Below are 15,810 nucleotides of genomic sequence, written 5' to 3' on the forward strand. Positions count from 1 at the left end.
CTTAAACCTGAACCAGCGGGCCGGGATTTTTCAGGTATTGCTCGCGGATCGCCTTCGCCGACCAATAGGTCAACGCGGCGACCAGACCGGTCGGGTTATAACCCAGGCCCTGCGGAAATGCCGAAGCACCCGGAACGAAGACGTTGTGCACGTCCCAGCTCTGCAGGTAGCGGTTCAGCGCGCTCTTCTTCGGATCGGTACCCATGATCGCGCCACCGTTAAGGTGGGTGGTCTGGTACGACGCCGTGTTGAAATGGTCACCGACTTTCTTGCCGATCACCGCGATGGCTTTCGGCCCCATCGCTTCAGCGACCTTGCCCATTTTCTCGACCATGAAGCGGTTCATCTTGATGTCGTTTTCCTGCCAGTCAAAGGTCATTCGCAGCAACGGCAAACCGTAGGCATCGCGGTACACCGGATCGAGATCGAGGTAGTTGCCACGGTAGGACTGATGCGCGCCGTGGGCGTCCATCGACACTTGGTGGGTGTAGTAATCGGCGGTCGCACGCTTCCACGCACTGCCCCAGGCCGGGGTGCCCGGCGGGTTTGACGTGCCGGCAATCGGTCGGCTGCCGGCCTGATTGACCCACATCGGCGAGCCACCGACGAAGCCGTGCGGACCGTGGTCGAAGTTGTCGGCGTTGAAATCGTCCAGCGCCACGCCGTTGCCGCCGGCACCGATGAAGTTGTTGGTGTGGGTGTCCTTGTCGAAGAACGCCTTGATGGTCGCCATGTTCTGGTAGGCGAAGTTACGCCCGACCACGCCTTCGCCGCTGATCGGGTCGTACGGCTTGCCGATGCCGGAAAGCAGCATCAGACGCACGTTGTGCAACTGGAACGCGCCGAGAATCACCAGATCCGCCGGTTGCTCGATCTCGCGACCCTGACCGTCGATGTAGGTCACGCCGGTAGCTTTGGATTTCGTGCTGTCGAGGTTGACCCGCAGCACGTGCGAGTTAGGCCGCAGCTCGAAATTCGGCAACGGTTTCAGCGCGGGCAGAATGTTCACGTTCGGCGAAGCCTTGGAATACATGTAGCAGACATAGCCGCTGCAGAAACCGCAGAAGTTGCACGGGCCCATTTGCGCGCCGTAAGGGTTGGTGTACGGCCCTGACGTATTCGCGGACGGCAGGTTGTAGGGTTTGTAACCGACTTCCGTAGCCGCTTTGCCGAACAGTTGTGCGGACACCGTATTCTTCTGTGCTTCCAGCGGGAACGGGTTGGAACGATCCGGCGCGTATGGGTTGCCGCCCTTGCCCTGACCGACCAGTTGACCCTTCACCGTCCAGGCCTGGCCCGAGGTGCCAAAGACTTTTTCGGCGAAATCGAAGAACGGCTCCAGCTCTTCGTAGCTGACGCCGAAGTCCTGAATGGTCATGTCCTTGGGGATAAAGCTTTTGCCGTAGCGCTCTTCGTAGTGGCTGCGCATGCGCAACTCGATCGGGTCGACCCGGAAATGCACGCCCGACCAGTGCAGGCCGGCACCGCCGACGCCGTTGCCCGGCAGGAACGCGCCCAACTGGCGGTTCGGCAGGGCGATGTCGTTGACGCTGTGACGGATGGTGACGGTTTCTTTCGAGATGTCCTGAAAGAGTTTTTTGCGCACGCTGTAGGTGAGTTCGTCGATCACCTGTGGATAGTTGCCGTCGGGGTAAGTGTCCTGCATCGGCCCGCGCTCCAGCGCCAGCACGTTGAGGCCCGCTTCGGTCAGCTCTTTGGCCATGATCGCGCCGGTCCAGCCGAAACCGACGATAACCGCGTCTACCTTCTTCATTACCGTTGCCATGCTTATGCCCTCTCGCCGCGTATCGAAACTGCCGGGAAGGGGTATTGCTCGTTGCGTTCCACCCAATCCATGAAATCGGCGCGGGCGCCGGGGAAGCCGATCATGGTCCAGCCGACCATGCCTTTATTGCCACCGTGGATCGGGTCGCAGAAGAACCCTTCCTTGGTGTTTTGCAGCAGCAGATTGAAGAAAATCTTCGCTGGAACGGCGTCAAACTGAGGTTTGCCGGCTTCGAGTTGCTTGAGCAAATCGTCTCGGGTAGCGCTGTCTTGCTCAGCAAATACTTTACCGTTGAGGGATTTTGCCCACTGGTCCGTGGCGGCGATGCCGAGGCGATAGATCTCTTTGGGCACCAGTTTGCTCTGCCAGCCCATCTCCGGAGCGGCGTCGGCATTGAACGGGCCTTGCATGTACCAAAGGGCACCGGCGGCGTATGGCGTGTTCATCTGCCGGTCGATGTATTCCGGCACGCCGGCTTCGAGCGCGCCCGGGCCTTGGGCGTCGTTGGGGATCAATTGCGCGACGGCGGCATTGATGAATGCCCATTCTTCGGCGGTGAAATAGCTTGGCTGATATACGCCGGCATCCGTGCGAAGTGGTTGCGGCGCGGGTGCGGCCGGTGCCGCTTCAGGCGCTGCTTGCAGGACGCTGCTACCCAGACCGGTGCCGGCCAGGGTGACCACCGGGATCAGGGTCAGGGATTTGCGCAAAAACTCACGCCGCGGGTTGTCTCGATCTGCATCAGACATGGGGGTGCACCTCATCAGGCATTAGGGGACAGCCGTTTCTGCGAACGGCTTGAGGATCTTTCGTCGCGACGATATCGGTTTGCCCCGGAAAAAGGGGGCGCGTCTGCAACATGCTGTGACAAATGGTAGCAGGCTAAGCTTCCGGATAAACCGATTCAGCGGAAAAAACACCGGTTTTCTTTAGACAGTGCTGGAAAGCGTGCGGATTCACGTTTCTTTGACAGGCGCCTCACAGGGCTTTGACCGCTCAACGCCGATGCTGCGTTTCCTCTCATCGATGAATTCCGACACGGTTACTCCAGCATGTCCCGAGTGCGTTTTCTTTGTGTTTTCTGCCTGTCGCTTTTCGCTCTGTTGCCGCTGATGCCAGTCCAGGCCGCTGCCGGCGCCGCCACTGGCCGCCCGGCTGATTGGGCGCAGACGGTCGAAGTGCAATACAACCTGTTCCAGATGTCGCCGACCCTGTACCGCAGCGCTTTGCCTGACGGCGGTGCGGTGCCACTGCTGAAAAATCTCAAAGTCGCCACGGTAATCAACTTTCTTCCAGAAGCCGATAGCAGTTGGCTGTCCGAACCTGGCATCAACCAGGTCCAGTTGCCCTACCGCACCAATCATGTCGACGACGCTGACGTGCTCAAAACCCTGCGTGCGATTCAGGCTGCCGAAGCCAATGGCCCGGTGCTGATGCATTGCAAGCACGGTTCTGACCGCACCGGCCTGATGTCGGCGATGTATCGAGTGGTGATTCAGGGCTGGAGCAAAGAGGATGCCTTGAGCGAAATGACCCAAGGCGGTTTCGGTGACAGTACTCACTTCAAGGATGGTATTCGTTACATGATGCAGGTGGATGTCGACAAATTGCGCACGGCGCTGGCCAATGGCGATTGCAGTACCAGTGCTTTCGCCACCTGTTCGATGAAAAGCTGGTTCAAGTCCGCCCACGTCGAGTGATCGGCGCGTCAGTCCGGTTGCGCTGCCAGATCAGCAGCTACCGGCTGACCCATAAAGGTCTCCAGCGCGCCGAGCAGCGAAGTCGAATCACCGGAGAAGAACGCTTCACGCAATTTCCGGCCGGTTTGCGCATTGAATACTCCATCGCGCTCAAAGCGCGTGAACGCTTCGCTGGCCAGTACGCCTGACCATTTGTAGGCGTAGACCGAGGCTTCGTAACCGGTCACCAGATAATCGAAACTGTTGGCAAAGCGGCAATAGGCGGGTAGTTGCAGCTGCGGTATTTGTTGCTGCACCGCTGCGAAGCACTGTTGCGCGTTTCGGCCATTTTCCTCGCTGCGGTGCAATTCCAGATCGAGTAAGGCCTCAAGCAGCAGCGTGGCGGTATCGCGGCTGGTGTGCGTCGCGATGGCGGCCAGCGCTGACGTTAGCCGTGTGCGGCTTAGTGGGGCACGGGTTTTGTAATGTACTGACAGCCACTGAAGCAGCTCCTCTGAAAGACTTAATTGTTCGAACAGTTGCCCGGCGAACTCGCCCGTATCACGCCCCAGTTGCGAGATTCCCGACAGGTTGTGATGGGGCGAGCGGGTCAGCACCTGTTGCAGGCAATGCCCGAACTCATGGAAAAGCACGCGCAGGTCTTTGTGTGAAAGCAGGCAGGGATGCTCGCTGGTCGCGGACGGGAAGTTGCAGTGAAGGATGGCGATCGGCAGCGCCGGCCGGCCCTCGGCATTGATGCGTCGGTTGCGCACGGTATTGGTCAAGGCAAAGTCAGGGGCGTCCTCACGATGAAACGGATCAAAGTAGATGTACCCCATCACCTGATCGTATTCGCTGACTTCCAACAGGCGCACATCCTCGTGCCAATGGCTGAGGTTTTGCTGCTCGGCCAATTTGATACCGAACACGTATTCATTGAACTGGCAGAACCGGCGCAGCGTTTCATCCAGCGGAAAATACTCGCGAAGTCCTTTCAGTGTGTTCGCCGAGCGTAGCTGGCGTAATTGCTCAGCAAAAAACTCGAAATCCCAGGCCTGCAGTTCTGCGACGCCCTGCGTTGTGGCGAATGCTTGGAGCGCCTGCATGTCCTGATCCAGTGCGGCGCGATTGTGCTCGATCTGTTGCTTTAAAAAATGTTCGACCTGAGCGGGCGAGCTGGCCATGTGATTTGCAAGCCGCAGGTGGGCGAAGCTCTCGAAACCCAGCAACCTGGCTTTTTCATGGCGTAACCCGAGTAACTTTTGCAAGACCGGACCGTTGTCGAACTGAAGAGCATGCGGTCCTTGATCCGAGGCCCGGGTGCAATAAGCGCGGAAGTACTCTTCGCGCAAACCCCGGTCTCGCGCATTTTTCATGATGTATTCGTAAGTGTTGCGATCCAGCGTCAGCAACCAGCCGCTTTTTCCCGTTCGACGCGCATTGAGCGCCAGCCGATCCTTGAATGCGGCTGACAAGCCATCGAGCGTCGCTGCCTGGTCAATCTGTTTGCTCCAGGCGGCATTGCTGCGCTCCAGATTGATCAGGAACAATTGCTCCTGAAGTTCGATGTCGAGGTTTATCGCGGTTAACCGCTGTTGCTGTTCGGCGGGCAATTCGATGCCCGACAGACGAAAAGTGCGCAGAGTCTTGGCCAAAGACGCTTTGCGAAAGTCATCGAAGCTGTCGGCAATCGAACTCTGCTGCAGACGTTGATAGGTGTGATAGAGCTCCAGGTTGGCAGACTTCTGCACCCGATAGCGTGCCGCAGTAATGCTGCACAGAGCGCTTTGCTCTATCCAGTCGACATCAGCACTTTTGACCGTCGAGAGCACGTCGATGATGCCCATGGTTTCAGCGAGCCGTGCGTCGGCTTCGGCGATGGCCACCACCAGATCATCCCAATTGGGATGGTCGGTCTGGGTGGCGATCACTTCGGCGATGATCCGCTGATTATCGGCCACGATGGCATTGATGGCGGGTGCCAGGTGCTCGGCCTTCACGTCGGACCAGGCCGGCAGTTGCCAGCGTTGTAGCAGGGGATTGGTAGGCATCGCGTCTTCCTTGACCGCAGGTTGAAAAAATTCAGCCTACGGAGAAAGCGCAAGGGCAAGGCATTAGATAGATACCACCTCGCACCGCTGATTCGGTGCGAGGTCGTCACGGCTCAATTGGGCTGGTCAGGCTTCTTTTTCAGTTTCGGGTTGGGGAAAAACTGCACGGCCTGCACGGTCTTGTCCGGCGCGGGTTTGTTCAGCGCGCTGGTGTTGACCCGCGTGCCCAACTCTTTCGGCACCGAAAGTCCTTGTTCATTGAGCGTGTCGGAGTAACCGCAAGCCACACATTCACGGTGCGGCACGCTGTCCTCGTTCCACATCATCAACTTGTCCGGCTCGCTGCACGCCGGGCACACCGCCCCGGCGATAAAGCGTTTCTTGGTAATCACAGGTGCCTCACTCATGCTGCCGCGTCCTCACTCAGGCCGCTGTGGCGCAACAGTGCGTCAATCGATGGCTCACGGCCACGGAAGTCGACGAACAGCACCATCGGCGCCTGCGAACCACCGCGCGCCAGAATCGCTTCGCGGAAGGCGCGACCGGTTTCTGCGTTGAGCACGCCGTCCTCTTCGAATTTCGAGAAGGCATCCGCCGACAGCACCTCAGCCCACTTGTAGCTGTAGTAACCCGCCGCATAACCGCCGGCGAAGATGTGCGCAAAACTGTTGGGGAAGCGGTTGTAGGCGGGTGGACGCATCACCGACACCTCGTCACGCACGCCTTCGAGCACTTGCAGCACGCTGCGGCCGTCACCATGGGTGGCGTGCAGTTCGAAGTCGAACAGCGAGAACTCCAGCTGACGGACCATCATCAGGCCGGACTGGAAATTCTTCGCTGCGAGCATTTTTTCCAGCAGGTCCTGGGGCAGTGGCTCGCCGCTTTCGTAGTGACCGGAAATCAGCGCGAGGCCTTCCGGCTCCCAGCACCAGTTTTCCATGAACTGGCTCGGTAGCTCGACCGCGTCCCACGCCACGCCGTTGATGCCGGAAACACCGGCGTGATCAACGCGGGTCAGCAGGTGATGCAGGCCATGACCGAATTCGTGGAACAGCGTGGTCACTTCATCGTGGGTCAGCAGCGCAGGTTTGCCACTGTCGGCCGGGGTGAAGTTGCACACCAGATTGGCCACCGGGCTTTGCAGCACGCCGTCGACGGTACGGCGACGGTCGCGTGCGCCGTCCATCCACGCACCGCCACGCTTGTTGGCGCGGGCATAGAGATCGAAGAAGAAGCGGCCGACGTGCTGACCGTTTTCCTTGATCTCGAACAGGCGCACGTCCGGGTGCCAGGTGTCGAAGCCTTTCTGTTCGGCGATTTCGATGCCGTACAGACGCTGGACGATGGCGAACAGACCGCCCAGCACTTTATCGATCGGGAAGTATGCACGCAGGGTTTCCTGGGCGACGCTGTAGCGTTGTTCACGCAACTTTTCGCCGTAGAAACCGCTGTCCCAGCTTTGCAGGTCGGCGCAGCCCTGTTCGGCGGCATAGGCACGTAGCTGTTGCAGATCCTGTGCGGCGAACGGTTTGCTGCGCTTGGCCAGATCACGCAGGAAGCTCAGCACCTGATCGCTGGATTCAGCCATTTTTGTCGCCAGGCTCAGTTCGGAGAAACTGGCGAAACCCAAGAGTCTGGCCAGCTCCTGACGCAGGTCGAGGATCTCTTCCATCACCGGGCCGTTGTCGTTCTGGCCGGCATTCGGGCCTTGGTCCGAGGCGCGGGTGCAGTAGGCGGCGTAGACTTCTTCACGCAGCGCACGGTCTTGCGCGTAGGTCATTACCGCGTAGTAGCTGGGGAATTCCAGGGTGATCAGCCAGCCATCGAGGCCTTTGGCCTGTGCGGCGGCCGCCATCTGCGCCTTGGCCGAATCGGTCAGGCCGGCGAGGGCGGCTTCATCGGTGACGTGCTTGGTCCACGCCTGCGTGGCGTCGAGCAATTGATTGGAGAAGCGGCTGCCCAGCTCGGACAGTTTGCTCTGCACTTCGGCATAGCGCTTCTGCTCGGCTTCCGGCAGGTCGATACCCGACAGACGGAAGTCACGCAGGGCGTGTTCCAGAATAGTCTTTTGCGCCACGTCGAAGCCGGCGGCTTCCGGGCTGTTGGCCAGCGCTTCATAGGCCTGGAACAGTTCGCGGTTCTGGCCCATCTCGGTGGAATAGGCGCTCAGGGCTGGCAGGCACGACTCGTAGGCTTCGCGCAATTCGGCGCTGTTGCACACGGCATTGAGGTGGCTGACCGGGCTCCAGGCGGCGCCGAGTCGATCATTGAGTTCGTCCATCGCCAACACCAGACCGGCCCAGGTTGGATTCTGGACTTGGGTCTTGAGGATTTCGGCAATGGCGGCGCGGTTGTCGGCCAGGATCGTTTCGATGGCGGGCAGGACGTGTTCGGCACGGATCGTGGAGAACGGTGGCAGGTCGTAGGACTGCAGCAGAGGGTTGTTCACGCTCACGGTTGGCACCTTGGCTGGGGAAACATGCAACCATCTTAATTACAATCGGCATTCACCGCAGCTATCGGCGACAGAGAGAGAAATTATCGTGTCCGTTCGCAAGTACCAGAATCACACCCCAAGCCTTGGCAAAGGCGCATTTGTCGACGGCTCGGCGGTGGTTATCGGCGACGTCGAAATCGGCGAAGACAGCTCGGTCTGGCCGCTAACCGTGATCCGTGGCGACATGCACCGCATCCGTATCGGTGCGCGCACCAGCGTCCAGGACGGCTGCGTGTTGCACATCACCCACGCCGGCCCGTTCAATCCGGACGGCTTCCCGCTGCTGATCGGCGACGACGTGACCATCGCCCATAAAGTCATGCTGCATGGCTGCACTGTCGGCAGCCGCGTATTGATCGGCATGGGCAGCATTGTCATGGACGGCGCGGTGGTCGAAGACGATGTGATCATCGGCGCCGGTAGTCTGGTGCCGCCGGGCAAGTGTCTTGAAAGTGGCTTCCTTTATGTGGGAAGTCCGGTGAAACAGGTGCGAGAACTCACCGACAAGGAAAAAGCCTTCTTCACCTACAGCGCGGCGAACTACGTGAAACTCAAGGAACTGCATCTGGCCGAAGGCTACGACCAACTCTGAATCGCCTTACACCTGATCAGGATTTCTCATGCATTACCAGACCGTACTGTTCGACCTCGATGGCACCCTGACCGACCCGCGTGAGGGCATCACCCGTTCCATTCAGTTTGCTCTCGCCAAGCTCGGGATTGATGAGCCGGACCTGACCAGACTGGAGCACTTCATCGGCCCGCCGTTGTTGCAGGCGTTTATGCAGTTCTACGGCTTTGATGAGGCCAAGGCGTGGCAGGCAGTGAATTTCTACCGCGAGCGCTTCAAGGTCACTGGCCTTTATGAAAACCGTGTCTTCGAGGGCGTTACCCCGTTGTTGGAAACCCTGAGCGGGCAGGGCCGGCAGCTGTATATCGCCACCTCGAAGCCATGGGAATTCGCCCGCGAGATTGCCCGGCACTTCGACTTCGCCCGGCACTTCAAGGTGATATACGGCAGCGAGCTGGACGGCACGCGGACCAACAAGGTTGAGCTGATTGCGCATCTAGTGAAGGAAGAAGGGCTGGATCCGGCGAATACGCTGATGATCGGCGATCGCAAGCACGACCTGATCGGCGCGCGCAGCAATGGCTTGGATGCAGCGGCGGTCGGTTATGGGTTTGGCAGTTTTGAAGAGTTGAATGCCGAGGCGCCGGCTTATCACTTTGAAACGCTGGACGATTTGCATCAGGCCTTTTTGCAGCGCTGATCAAATTGCTTTCGCGAGCAGGCTCACTCCCACAGGGATTCTTGTGGCACACAGATCCAATGTGGGAGCGAGCCTGCTCGCGAAGGGGCCTGTTGTGCCCCCGAGATCATTAGGATTGTGCCATTGCTTTCAGTGCCGCCTTTCGCTCAGTCACCGGTAACCGACCCAACCTCTCCACCTCCGCATAAAACCTCAGCCAATCCCCCCCTACCTTTTTGAACAACGCTGCAAACGCCGGCACCCACTGGTCATAGAGCCCAAACGGTAGCAATCGCGCATTGTTCAACGGCGCATTCACCCAAGCGTCATAACGCTTGTCCCCAGCCCACTGGGTGTCTCGCTTCACCCGATAGTCCCGGCGAAACTGTTCGAACTCGGTTGCTTTGCGTTCGCGCATCTGCTCGGCCGCTAATGGCTGTGTATAAAGCTTCTCCAGCCGTGAGCGGGTATCGAGTACCAATTCAATAAACTGATCGCGCTGCTTCAACCGTGAGTCGGTGTCCACCGGCAACCCGCGAAACGCCCGCCACTGCCGCGTACCTTCCTGCTCGACAAACGTGGCAAAGGACTCGTTGAACTCGGTGTCGTCCTTTACATAGAAGCGTTGATGCGCCAGCTCATGAAAGATCAGCGTGGCCAGGCGTTCATCACCCCAGCCCATCATCGAATTAAGGATCGGGTCGTTGAACCAGCCCAATGTCGAGTAGGCCTCGACACCGCCAATCGATACGTCCATGCCCTGCAATCGCTGGATCGCCGCTTCGCCGCGCGCCGCGCTCTGGCTGTAGTAACCGCGATAGGCCACACACCCGGCAATCGGAAAGCAATGGTTCTGTGGCGTCAGGGAGAACTCCTGCGTGGCAAACACATTCCACACCACATACGGGCGATGGATGTCGGCGTAAAGGCGATAGCTCTGGTTATCCGGCAGGTGCAGTTGCTCACTGGCGAACGTCCGGGCTTTTTGTGACTGGGCCAGGTGTGTGCGCAGTTTCGCGTCGCGGCTGGGGTCGGCAACGACTTTTTCCACCGGCTCCCGCGCCCGCAGCAATTGCAACTGACCGCTGGCCAACTGAGCGTAATAGCTGACGCTGGCGCAACCGTTGAGCAACAAAAACAACACACCCGGAAACAAAACCCGAAAAACGCGATCAAGTAACCCAAGGCTTGGAAACGGCCTGATCAAAATAAGAAATCCCCCGGAGAGTCTGCCCGCAAGACTATCCCGCCTAAAGGAGCACCGCTATGCGCATGTTGATGCTGACAGGGGGCCTGCTGACACTGGCCGGTTGTGCCAGTTTTGGAATGCCCGACCCCGACCCTTCGCAAGCCTGGATCGACCTTGATGCCCGGCAGCAGGACACGTCGTTGCAAGCGCTGAAGGTCGATAGCAGCGTGACCGACGACAAACGTTACTTCGAAGTGCAGCCAGGCAGCCACGAGTTGAAGGTGCGTTATCAATTCCCGGTAGAAGCGACCAACATCGGTCCCGACGCCGAGCCGCTGTGGCGTGATTGCCAGTTGAGCGTGAAATTCAAGGATTTCAACGCCGGCCAGCGTTATCAGTTACAGGCCGGCAGTATCGGCTTCCGGCCATGGGCCAAGCTCTATGACGAGCAGCGCAAAGTGGTAGGCCAGGGCACGCCGGCAGGCTGCCAGCGCACCTGATCGGCGCTATGCTGAGTATTCAGATCTGTGGGTATTCATCATGCGCCAGTTGCTGTTGTTGCTTGCTGCCAGCCTCGTGGCCGGTTGTCAGACGCCATTGCCCCCGGTCGATCCGCAGATGGCCTGGGTCGATTTTTCAACGCCGACACCCGGCGGTAAAGTGCTGATGGCCGAGCGCCTCGACAAACAGCGACTGAATGACGGGCGCTACTTTCAGGTCACCCCGGGCAGCCATGAATTGCGCGTGCGCTTCGATTTCGAAGTGTTTGGTGGTGGCGGCAGCTTGATGAACGGGCCGGTGGAGCGGCTGTGCTACCTGTACATCCGCTATGACCATTTCGAGGCCGGGCAGCGTTATGTGCTGGAGGGGCGGTCGCTGGGGTTCACACCGAGCGCCCGGCTGTACAACACCAAACGCGAAATCGTCGCCGAGGATCGCGAGTACAACTGCATTATCTGAGGCGACTCAGCTGTCGTTCTTCTGATAGATGATCGCTTTGGTGCCGCTCTCACATGAACCGACCACCATGGCGATGTCATGTTTTGCGGCTTCTTCCTTGGTTACGATTTCCAGTGTGTAGGACGGCACTGCTTTGGCCTGAATCTTGACTTCGATCTCTTTCTTGAGTTCTTCGCAGTCTTTGGGTGCCGCAATTACCGAGGTGGCCAGTGCACTGCAGAGGATCGCCAAGCCAATACGTTTCATGAGTGAAGCTCCCTGAGGCAGCGCGCACGGGCGTGCGCTGAAGCTGCTGTCATCGATTCGACCATACTTTTACAGCGAGGGTTCTGACTTCGCTCACAACTTGTATTTTTGGTTCAGACCTGTGGCGATTTCGAAATCGCCTTCGCGAGCAGGCTCGCTCCCACATTGGGCCTGTGTGCCACACGAATCCCTGTGGGAGCGAGCCTGCTCGCGAAGGCGTCAGATCAGCCAGCGACAAATTAGCTGACCAGCGAGGCGTCTAGAGTAATCTTCGCATTAAGTACCTTGGACACCGGGCACCCTTCCTTGGCCTTGTTGCTCAGCTCTTCAAACTGCGCCTGAGTCGCCCCAGGGATTTTCGCCTTCAGGATCAGCTTCACCGCTGTGATCGCGAAGCCGCCATCTACCTGATCAAGGGTCACTTCAGCCTGAGTGTCGATGCTGTCGGCCTTCAGCCCCGCATCGCCCAGAATCATCGAAAACGCCATGGAAAAACAACCGGCATGCGCCGCGCCGATCAGTTCTTCCGGGTTGGTGCCCTTGCCGCCTTCGAAGCGCGCCTTGAAACCGTATGGGGCTTCTCTGAGTACGCCGGTTTCAGTGGAAATCGAGCCGATACCGGTTTTCAGATCACCCGCCCAATGTGCCGATGCTTTCTTCACGATAGCCATGTCTTCCTCCTCGTCTCTGGCGCGGAAACGCCGCGTCGTTGTGGTTTTTGCTTGCAAGGCTTCTGAGGATAGACGCCGGAACAAAGTTCAGCCCGGTTGAATCGTTGACTTTTTTAGTAGGAAATTTCGACTCGGCTATTGAAACTCGGGTATATGCCCTCATTGCATAAAACACGCTTATGAATTCGGCAGGTTTCGTTCGTATCATCAACCTGCCTCCTGACTCGGAGACGCAGGTTTATGAAGCAACTGTCCGACGTAAAATTTTCTACCCTCGATCTTGTGCCGGTGCGCGAGAACGGCAGCCCGGCGCAATCGCTGCGCAACTCGCTGGACCTGGCTCAGCATGCCGAAAAGTTCGGCTACACGCGGTTCTGGGTGGCGGAACACCACAACATGGACGGCATCGCCAGTTCCGCGACCTCGGTTTTGCTGGGCTATCTGGCGGGCGGGACGTCGACCATTCGCGTCGGCTCCGGCGGCGTGATGCTGCCCAACCATGCGCCGCTGGTGATCGCCGAGCAGTTCGGCACACTGGAAAGCCTGTATCCAGGGCGGATCGACCTCGGTCTGGGCCGCGCGCCCGGTTCCGATCAGATGACTGCTCGGGCGCTGCGCCGTGAACGCTCCGGCAGCGCCGATGATTTCCCCGAAGACGTCGCCGAACTGGTGCGCTACCTCGGCCCGCGTACCCCGGATCAGCGTGTGATCGCCATGCCGGGCACCGGTACCAACGTGCCGATCTGGCTGCTCGGTTCCAGCCTGTTCAGTGCGCAACTGGCCGGTGAGCGCGGTTTGCCTTACGCCTTCGCCTCGCATTTTGCCCCGCGTTTCATGCACGAGGCGATCCGCGTTTATCGCAATCACTTCAAGCCGTCGTCGGTGCTCGACAAACCGTACGTAATGCTCGGCGTGCCGTTGGTGGCGGCGGATACCGATGAGCAGGCCGATTACCTGGCGACTTCGGTGTACCAGCGCATTCTCGCGTTGATGCGCGGGCAGAGCCTGGTGCAGCGTCCGCCGGTGAAAACCATGGATGGCCTGTGGTTGCCGCATGAACGTGAGGCTGTGGGTGATTTTCTTGGGCTGGCGATGGTGGGCAGCCCGCAGAAGATCCGCGCGAAGCTTGAGGTGCTGGTTGAGCAGACTCAGGCCGATGAGCTGATTTTTACCAGCGATTTGTATGAACACGCTGATCGTGTGCATTCGTACGAGTTGCTCGCGCAAGTGATGAAGGGCTGAAAAGCCCCTCACCCTAACCCTCTCCCGGAGGGAGAGGGGACTGATTGAGGTGTTCTCGCGCTCGACATCGACCTGAAAAATCGAGTCGAACTCAGGTTTTGAACAGCCCCCGATCGGCTCCCTTTCCCCCTCGCCCCTAGGGGGAGAGGGCTGGGGTGAGGGGGTTCGATTTCAAACACACCAAAAGCCCCAAATCGCAGGCACAAAAAAGCCGACGCCTTCACGTCGGCTTTTGCATTTCAGTCACGATCAGCCGCGCTTGTAGACAATTTCCTTGGCGCCACCTTCACATTTGCCAACGACCTTGCCGTCAGCGGCCGCACCCTTGTCGACAATCTCCAGCGAATACCCGGAAACGCCCTTGGCATCCAGCTTCGCCGCAATCTCGCTTTTCAGCTCTTCACATGGCTTGCCGGCAGCAAACGCACCACCCGCAAGGCTCAACAAACCTACTGCCAACATGAACTTCTTCATCGGTCGCACTCCCTGGTCGGATTGAAAGAGGCGGGCATCAGGTCATCCACCCGATGCGCTCACCCTGTAGCGCTTTGCCATTCCTATGGCACTCGGCCAGCGCGCAAGTTCAGAAGACTAGACCAAACTCAGCTGCTGGCAATCCTGAAGCCGACTTTCAGCGTCACTTGAAAGTGCGCAGCCTTGCCGTCCTTGATGTGGCCACGGGTGTCGACCACTTCAAACCACTCAAGATGCTTGATGCTCTTGTTGGCTTCGGCCAGCGCGTTGTTGATGGCGTCTTCGATGCTGCTGGTGGACGAACCGACCAGCTCGACTTTCTTGTACGTGTGATGGTCACTCATGGCGATCTCCTTGGCGTGTGGAATTGAGACTAGCAGTGAATCTGCACTGTTGATTTCGGCGGCTGCGCGCAGGCGAAGTTCAGATTTTCTGCACTTTCTCAAACCGCTGAAGTCCCAACCAACACACGCCACTCATCACCAATGCAGGAGAGCCACCATGGCCAACACCTCTTTACGTAAAGCCTCGTTGCAAAGCATGGAAGCCGAGATCGAGAGTCTGCTCAAGTCGTTGGAAAGCCTGAAGGACGACGCTTCGGACGAGTCGCGCAAGACCCTCAAGGCGCTGAAAAGCAATGCCGAAAGTGCGCTGAAACATTCGCGCCACCTGCTCAGCGATGCCTATGAAGAAGTCAAAGTGAAAACCCGCGAAACCGGGATCGCCACTCGTGATTACGCACAGGAACATCCGTGGACAACCGCCGGTGTCGCGGTCGGTGCAATCGGTCTGCTCGCGGCTTACTTGCTGTTCAAGCGCGGCGAGTGATCGTTCTGGCGCAGCTCGTTCTTGAGCCATTGCGCCAGTTGCCGAGCGCGCCCGTCTGCGGCGCGTTTGGGTAGCCACAACGCCAGTTGCGCCGGGGTTTCACAGAAGCCCCACGGCGCAACCAGGCGACCAGCCTTTAAATCTTCTGTTACCAGCGGCTCCGGCGCGATGGCCACGCCGAGACCGGCCACTGCGGCCTCCAGCAAATAATACAAATGCTCGAAACCTTGCCCGAGCTTCAACGCTTTTGCGTCGAGGTCGCTTTGCTGTGCCCAACTCGGCCAGGCTTGTGGCCGCGAGGTGGTGTGCAGCAGTGGTTCACTGAGCAGTGCTGAGGCTGGCGCGGTTTCCAGGCGTTGATAACCGCTAAACAGCGGACTCATGACCGGACCGATGCGTTCTGCGGCCAATTCGTAAACCTGCATGTCGGCCGGCCATGGCGGCTCGGCGAACAGCAGCAAAGCATCCAGTCCCGGACGCCGAGGATCGAGATCGCCTTCACCTGCCGACAAATGCAGACGCAAATCCGGCAGATCGGCATTCAATCGCCCCAAGCGCGGGATAAACCAGCGCGCGAGCAGACTTCCGGAGCAACCCAGCACAAACGGTGCATCCGCCGTGCTTTGCGTCAACTCCGCGCAAACACTGCGCAACCGGTCAAACGCCTCTCCACTGGCATCGCGTAAACGCATGCCGGCATCTGTGAGTTTCAAGCCGCGCCCGTCCTTGACGAAAAGACTGACACCCAAGTGCTCTTCGAGCACTTTGAGCTGACGACTGACCGCGCCATGGGTGACGTGAAGCTGCTCGGCAGCCTGGCTGACACTGTTCAGACGGGCGGTTGCTTCGAACGCGCGCAAGGCGTTCAGCGGGGGAAGGTCGTGGCTCATGATATCTGTGAGTTTTCCTGACGGGTTGTGGCGATCTTATCGGTTTT

General features: G+C 58.9%; 18 protein-coding genes. 7 read left to right on the plus strand and 11 right to left on the minus strand.

The window, feature by feature from the left end; genetic code table 11:
• Window position 1: 1 nt before the first annotated feature.
• Both ACRRSD_RS15825 and ACRRSD_RS15830 read right to left on the minus strand, forming a co-directional pair.
• Entirely contained in the window at window positions 2-1,786 is a 1,785-nt protein-coding gene (locus ACRRSD_RS15825) for a GMC family oxidoreductase (RefSeq protein WP_435034231.1), read from the minus strand.
• A gap of 2 nt (window positions 1,787-1,788) precedes the next feature.
• The gene (locus ACRRSD_RS15830; protein ID WP_435034232.1) at window positions 1,789-2,535 is read right to left on the minus strand and encodes a gluconate 2-dehydrogenase subunit 3 family protein; all 747 of its coding nucleotides are present in this window, start codon (window positions 2,533-2,535) and stop codon (window positions 1,789-1,791) included.
• 303 nt (window positions 2,536-2,838) lie between these two features.
• On the opposite strand from ACRRSD_RS15830, the gene ACRRSD_RS15835 reads away from it, so the two are divergent.
• On the plus strand, window positions 2,839-3,486 hold the full coding sequence (locus ACRRSD_RS15835; protein ID WP_435034233.1) for a phosphatase domain-containing protein: 648 nt from the start codon (window positions 2,839-2,841) through the stop codon (window positions 3,484-3,486).
• 8 nt (window positions 3,487-3,494) lie between these two features.
• On the opposite strand, the gene ACRRSD_RS15840 is transcribed toward ACRRSD_RS15835, so the two are convergent.
• From ACRRSD_RS15840 to prlC, 3 genes are all read right to left on the minus strand, one after another.
• Entirely contained in the window at window positions 3,495-5,516 is a 2,022-nt protein-coding gene (locus ACRRSD_RS15840; protein ID WP_435034234.1) for a M3 family metallopeptidase, read from the minus strand.
• A 113-nt stretch (window positions 5,517-5,629) separates the two neighbouring features.
• Window positions 5,630-5,923 (minus strand): YheV family putative zinc ribbon protein, encoded by a 294-nt coding sequence (locus ACRRSD_RS15845; RefSeq protein WP_095049521.1) that lies wholly within the window; start codon window positions 5,921-5,923, stop codon window positions 5,630-5,632.
• Entirely contained in the window at window positions 5,920-7,971 is a 2,052-nt protein-coding gene (gene prlC / locus ACRRSD_RS15850; protein WP_435034235.1) for an oligopeptidase A, read from the minus strand. The genes ACRRSD_RS15845 and prlC overlap by 4 nt, the downstream gene beginning before the upstream one ends.
• Window positions 7,972-8,059: 88 nt before the next feature.
• Here prlC and ACRRSD_RS15855 point away from each other — a divergent pair, with 88 nt between their 5' ends.
• Both ACRRSD_RS15855 and ACRRSD_RS15860 read left to right on the plus strand, forming a co-directional pair.
• Window positions 8,060-8,605: a gamma carbonic anhydrase family protein gene (locus ACRRSD_RS15855; RefSeq protein WP_435034236.1), complete on the plus strand. Its 546-nt coding sequence runs from the start codon at window positions 8,060-8,062 to the stop codon at window positions 8,603-8,605.
• A 28-nt stretch (window positions 8,606-8,633) separates the two neighbouring features.
• Window positions 8,634-9,284 carry an HAD family hydrolase gene (locus tag ACRRSD_RS15860; RefSeq protein WP_435034237.1) on the plus strand — a complete coding sequence of 217 codons (651 nt, stop codon included), beginning with the start codon at window positions 8,634-8,636 and terminating at the stop codon, window positions 9,282-9,284.
• 109 nt (window positions 9,285-9,393) lie between these two features.
• Here the strand turns inward: ACRRSD_RS15860 and ACRRSD_RS15865 are convergent, their stop codons facing one another.
• Window positions 9,394-10,470, minus strand: coding sequence for an aminopeptidase (locus tag ACRRSD_RS15865; protein ID WP_435034238.1), 1,077 nt, complete (start codon window positions 10,468-10,470; stop codon window positions 9,394-9,396).
• A gap of 59 nt (window positions 10,471-10,529) precedes the next feature.
• Here ACRRSD_RS15865 and ACRRSD_RS15870 point away from each other — a divergent pair, with 59 nt between their 5' ends.
• Entirely contained in the window at window positions 10,530-10,952 is a 423-nt protein-coding gene (locus tag ACRRSD_RS15870; RefSeq protein WP_435034239.1) for a hypothetical protein, read from the plus strand.
• 40 nt (window positions 10,953-10,992) lie between these two features.
• Window positions 10,993-11,412 carry a hypothetical protein gene (locus ACRRSD_RS15875; protein ID WP_435034240.1) on the plus strand — a complete coding sequence of 140 codons (420 nt, stop codon included), beginning with the start codon at window positions 10,993-10,995 and terminating at the stop codon, window positions 11,410-11,412.
• Between the two features lie 6 nt (window positions 11,413-11,418).
• Here ACRRSD_RS15875 and ACRRSD_RS15880 read toward each other — a convergent pair whose 3' ends face one another.
• On the minus strand, window positions 11,419-11,658 hold the full coding sequence (locus ACRRSD_RS15880; RefSeq protein WP_435034241.1) for a DUF1161 domain-containing protein: 240 nt from the start codon (window positions 11,656-11,658) through the stop codon (window positions 11,419-11,421).
• Window positions 11,659-11,897: 239 nt separating this feature from the next.
• Window positions 11,898-12,329, minus strand: coding sequence for an OsmC family protein (locus ACRRSD_RS15885; protein WP_016983453.1), 432 nt, complete (start codon window positions 12,327-12,329; stop codon window positions 11,898-11,900).
• A gap of 240 nt (window positions 12,330-12,569) precedes the next feature.
• On the opposite strand from ACRRSD_RS15885, the gene ACRRSD_RS15890 reads away from it, so the two are divergent.
• The gene (locus ACRRSD_RS15890; RefSeq protein WP_435034242.1) at window positions 12,570-13,571 is read left to right on the plus strand and encodes an LLM class flavin-dependent oxidoreductase; all 1,002 of its coding nucleotides are present in this window, start codon (window positions 12,570-12,572) and stop codon (window positions 13,569-13,571) included.
• Window positions 13,572-13,820: 249 nt separating this feature from the next.
• Here the strand turns inward: ACRRSD_RS15890 and ACRRSD_RS15895 are convergent, their stop codons facing one another.
• Both ACRRSD_RS15895 and ACRRSD_RS15900 read right to left on the minus strand, forming a co-directional pair.
• Window positions 13,821-14,045, minus strand: coding sequence for a DUF1161 domain-containing protein (locus ACRRSD_RS15895; RefSeq protein ID WP_435034243.1), 225 nt, complete (start codon window positions 14,043-14,045; stop codon window positions 13,821-13,823).
• A 128-nt stretch (window positions 14,046-14,173) separates the two neighbouring features.
• The gene (locus tag ACRRSD_RS15900; protein ID WP_003220389.1) at window positions 14,174-14,389 is read right to left on the minus strand and encodes a dodecin; all 216 of its coding nucleotides are present in this window, start codon (window positions 14,387-14,389) and stop codon (window positions 14,174-14,176) included.
• Window positions 14,390-14,546: 157 nt separating this feature from the next.
• Here ACRRSD_RS15900 and ACRRSD_RS15905 point away from each other — a divergent pair, with 157 nt between their 5' ends.
• On the plus strand, window positions 14,547-14,873 hold the full coding sequence (locus ACRRSD_RS15905) for a DUF883 family protein (RefSeq protein ID WP_007911686.1): 327 nt from the start codon (window positions 14,547-14,549) through the stop codon (window positions 14,871-14,873).
• Here ACRRSD_RS15905 and ACRRSD_RS15910 read toward each other — a convergent pair.
• Window positions 14,846-15,763: a LysR family transcriptional regulator gene (locus tag ACRRSD_RS15910; RefSeq protein ID WP_435034244.1), complete on the minus strand. Its 918-nt coding sequence runs from the start codon at window positions 15,761-15,763 to the stop codon at window positions 14,846-14,848. The genes ACRRSD_RS15905 and ACRRSD_RS15910 overlap by 28 nt on opposite strands.
• Window positions 15,764-15,810 lie beyond the last annotated feature (47 nt).

This window comes from Pseudomonas neuropathica, from assembly GCF_051174785.1.
Taxonomy (GTDB): domain Bacteria; phylum Pseudomonadota; class Gammaproteobacteria; order Pseudomonadales; family Pseudomonadaceae; genus Aquipseudomonas; species Aquipseudomonas neuropathica_A.

Coding starts and splice junctions, on each gene's coding strand:
- ACRRSD_RS15825 (WP_435034231.1), bottom strand. CDS start 1,786: ATGGCAACGGTAATGAAGAAGGTAGACGCGGTTATCGTCGGTTTCGGC.
- ACRRSD_RS15830 (WP_435034232.1), bottom strand. CDS start 2,535: ATGTCTGATGCAGATCGAGACAACCCGCGGCGTGAGTTTTTGCGCAAA.
- ACRRSD_RS15835 (WP_435034233.1), top strand. CDS start 2,839: ATGTCCCGAGTGCGTTTTCTTTGTGTTTTCTGCCTGTCGCTTTTCGCT.
- ACRRSD_RS15840 (WP_435034234.1), bottom strand. CDS start 5,516: ATGCCTACCAATCCCCTGCTACAACGCTGGCAACTGCCGGCCTGGTCC.
- ACRRSD_RS15845 (WP_095049521.1), bottom strand. CDS start 5,923: ATGAGTGAGGCACCTGTGATTACCAAGAAACGCTTTATCGCCGGGGCG.
- ACRRSD_RS15860 (WP_435034237.1), top strand. CDS start 8,634: ATGCATTACCAGACCGTACTGTTCGACCTCGATGGCACCCTGACCGAC.
- ACRRSD_RS15870 (WP_435034239.1), top strand. CDS start 10,530: ATGCGCATGTTGATGCTGACAGGGGGCCTGCTGACACTGGCCGGTTGT.
- ACRRSD_RS15875 (WP_435034240.1), top strand. CDS start 10,993: ATGCGCCAGTTGCTGTTGTTGCTTGCTGCCAGCCTCGTGGCCGGTTGT.
- ACRRSD_RS15880 (WP_435034241.1), bottom strand. CDS start 11,658: ATGAAACGTATTGGCTTGGCGATCCTCTGCAGTGCACTGGCCACCTCG.
- ACRRSD_RS15885 (WP_016983453.1), bottom strand. CDS start 12,329: ATGGCTATCGTGAAGAAAGCATCGGCACATTGGGCGGGTGATCTGAAA.
- ACRRSD_RS15890 (WP_435034242.1), top strand. CDS start 12,570: ATGAAGCAACTGTCCGACGTAAAATTTTCTACCCTCGATCTTGTGCCG.
- ACRRSD_RS15895 (WP_435034243.1), bottom strand. CDS start 14,045: ATGAAGAAGTTCATGTTGGCAGTAGGTTTGTTGAGCCTTGCGGGTGGT.
- ACRRSD_RS15900 (WP_003220389.1), bottom strand. CDS start 14,389: ATGAGTGACCATCACACGTACAAGAAAGTCGAGCTGGTCGGTTCGTCC.
- ACRRSD_RS15905 (WP_007911686.1), top strand. CDS start 14,547: ATGGCCAACACCTCTTTACGTAAAGCCTCGTTGCAAAGCATGGAAGCC.
- ACRRSD_RS15910 (WP_435034244.1), bottom strand. CDS start 15,763: ATGAGCCACGACCTTCCCCCGCTGAACGCCTTGCGCGCGTTCGAAGCA.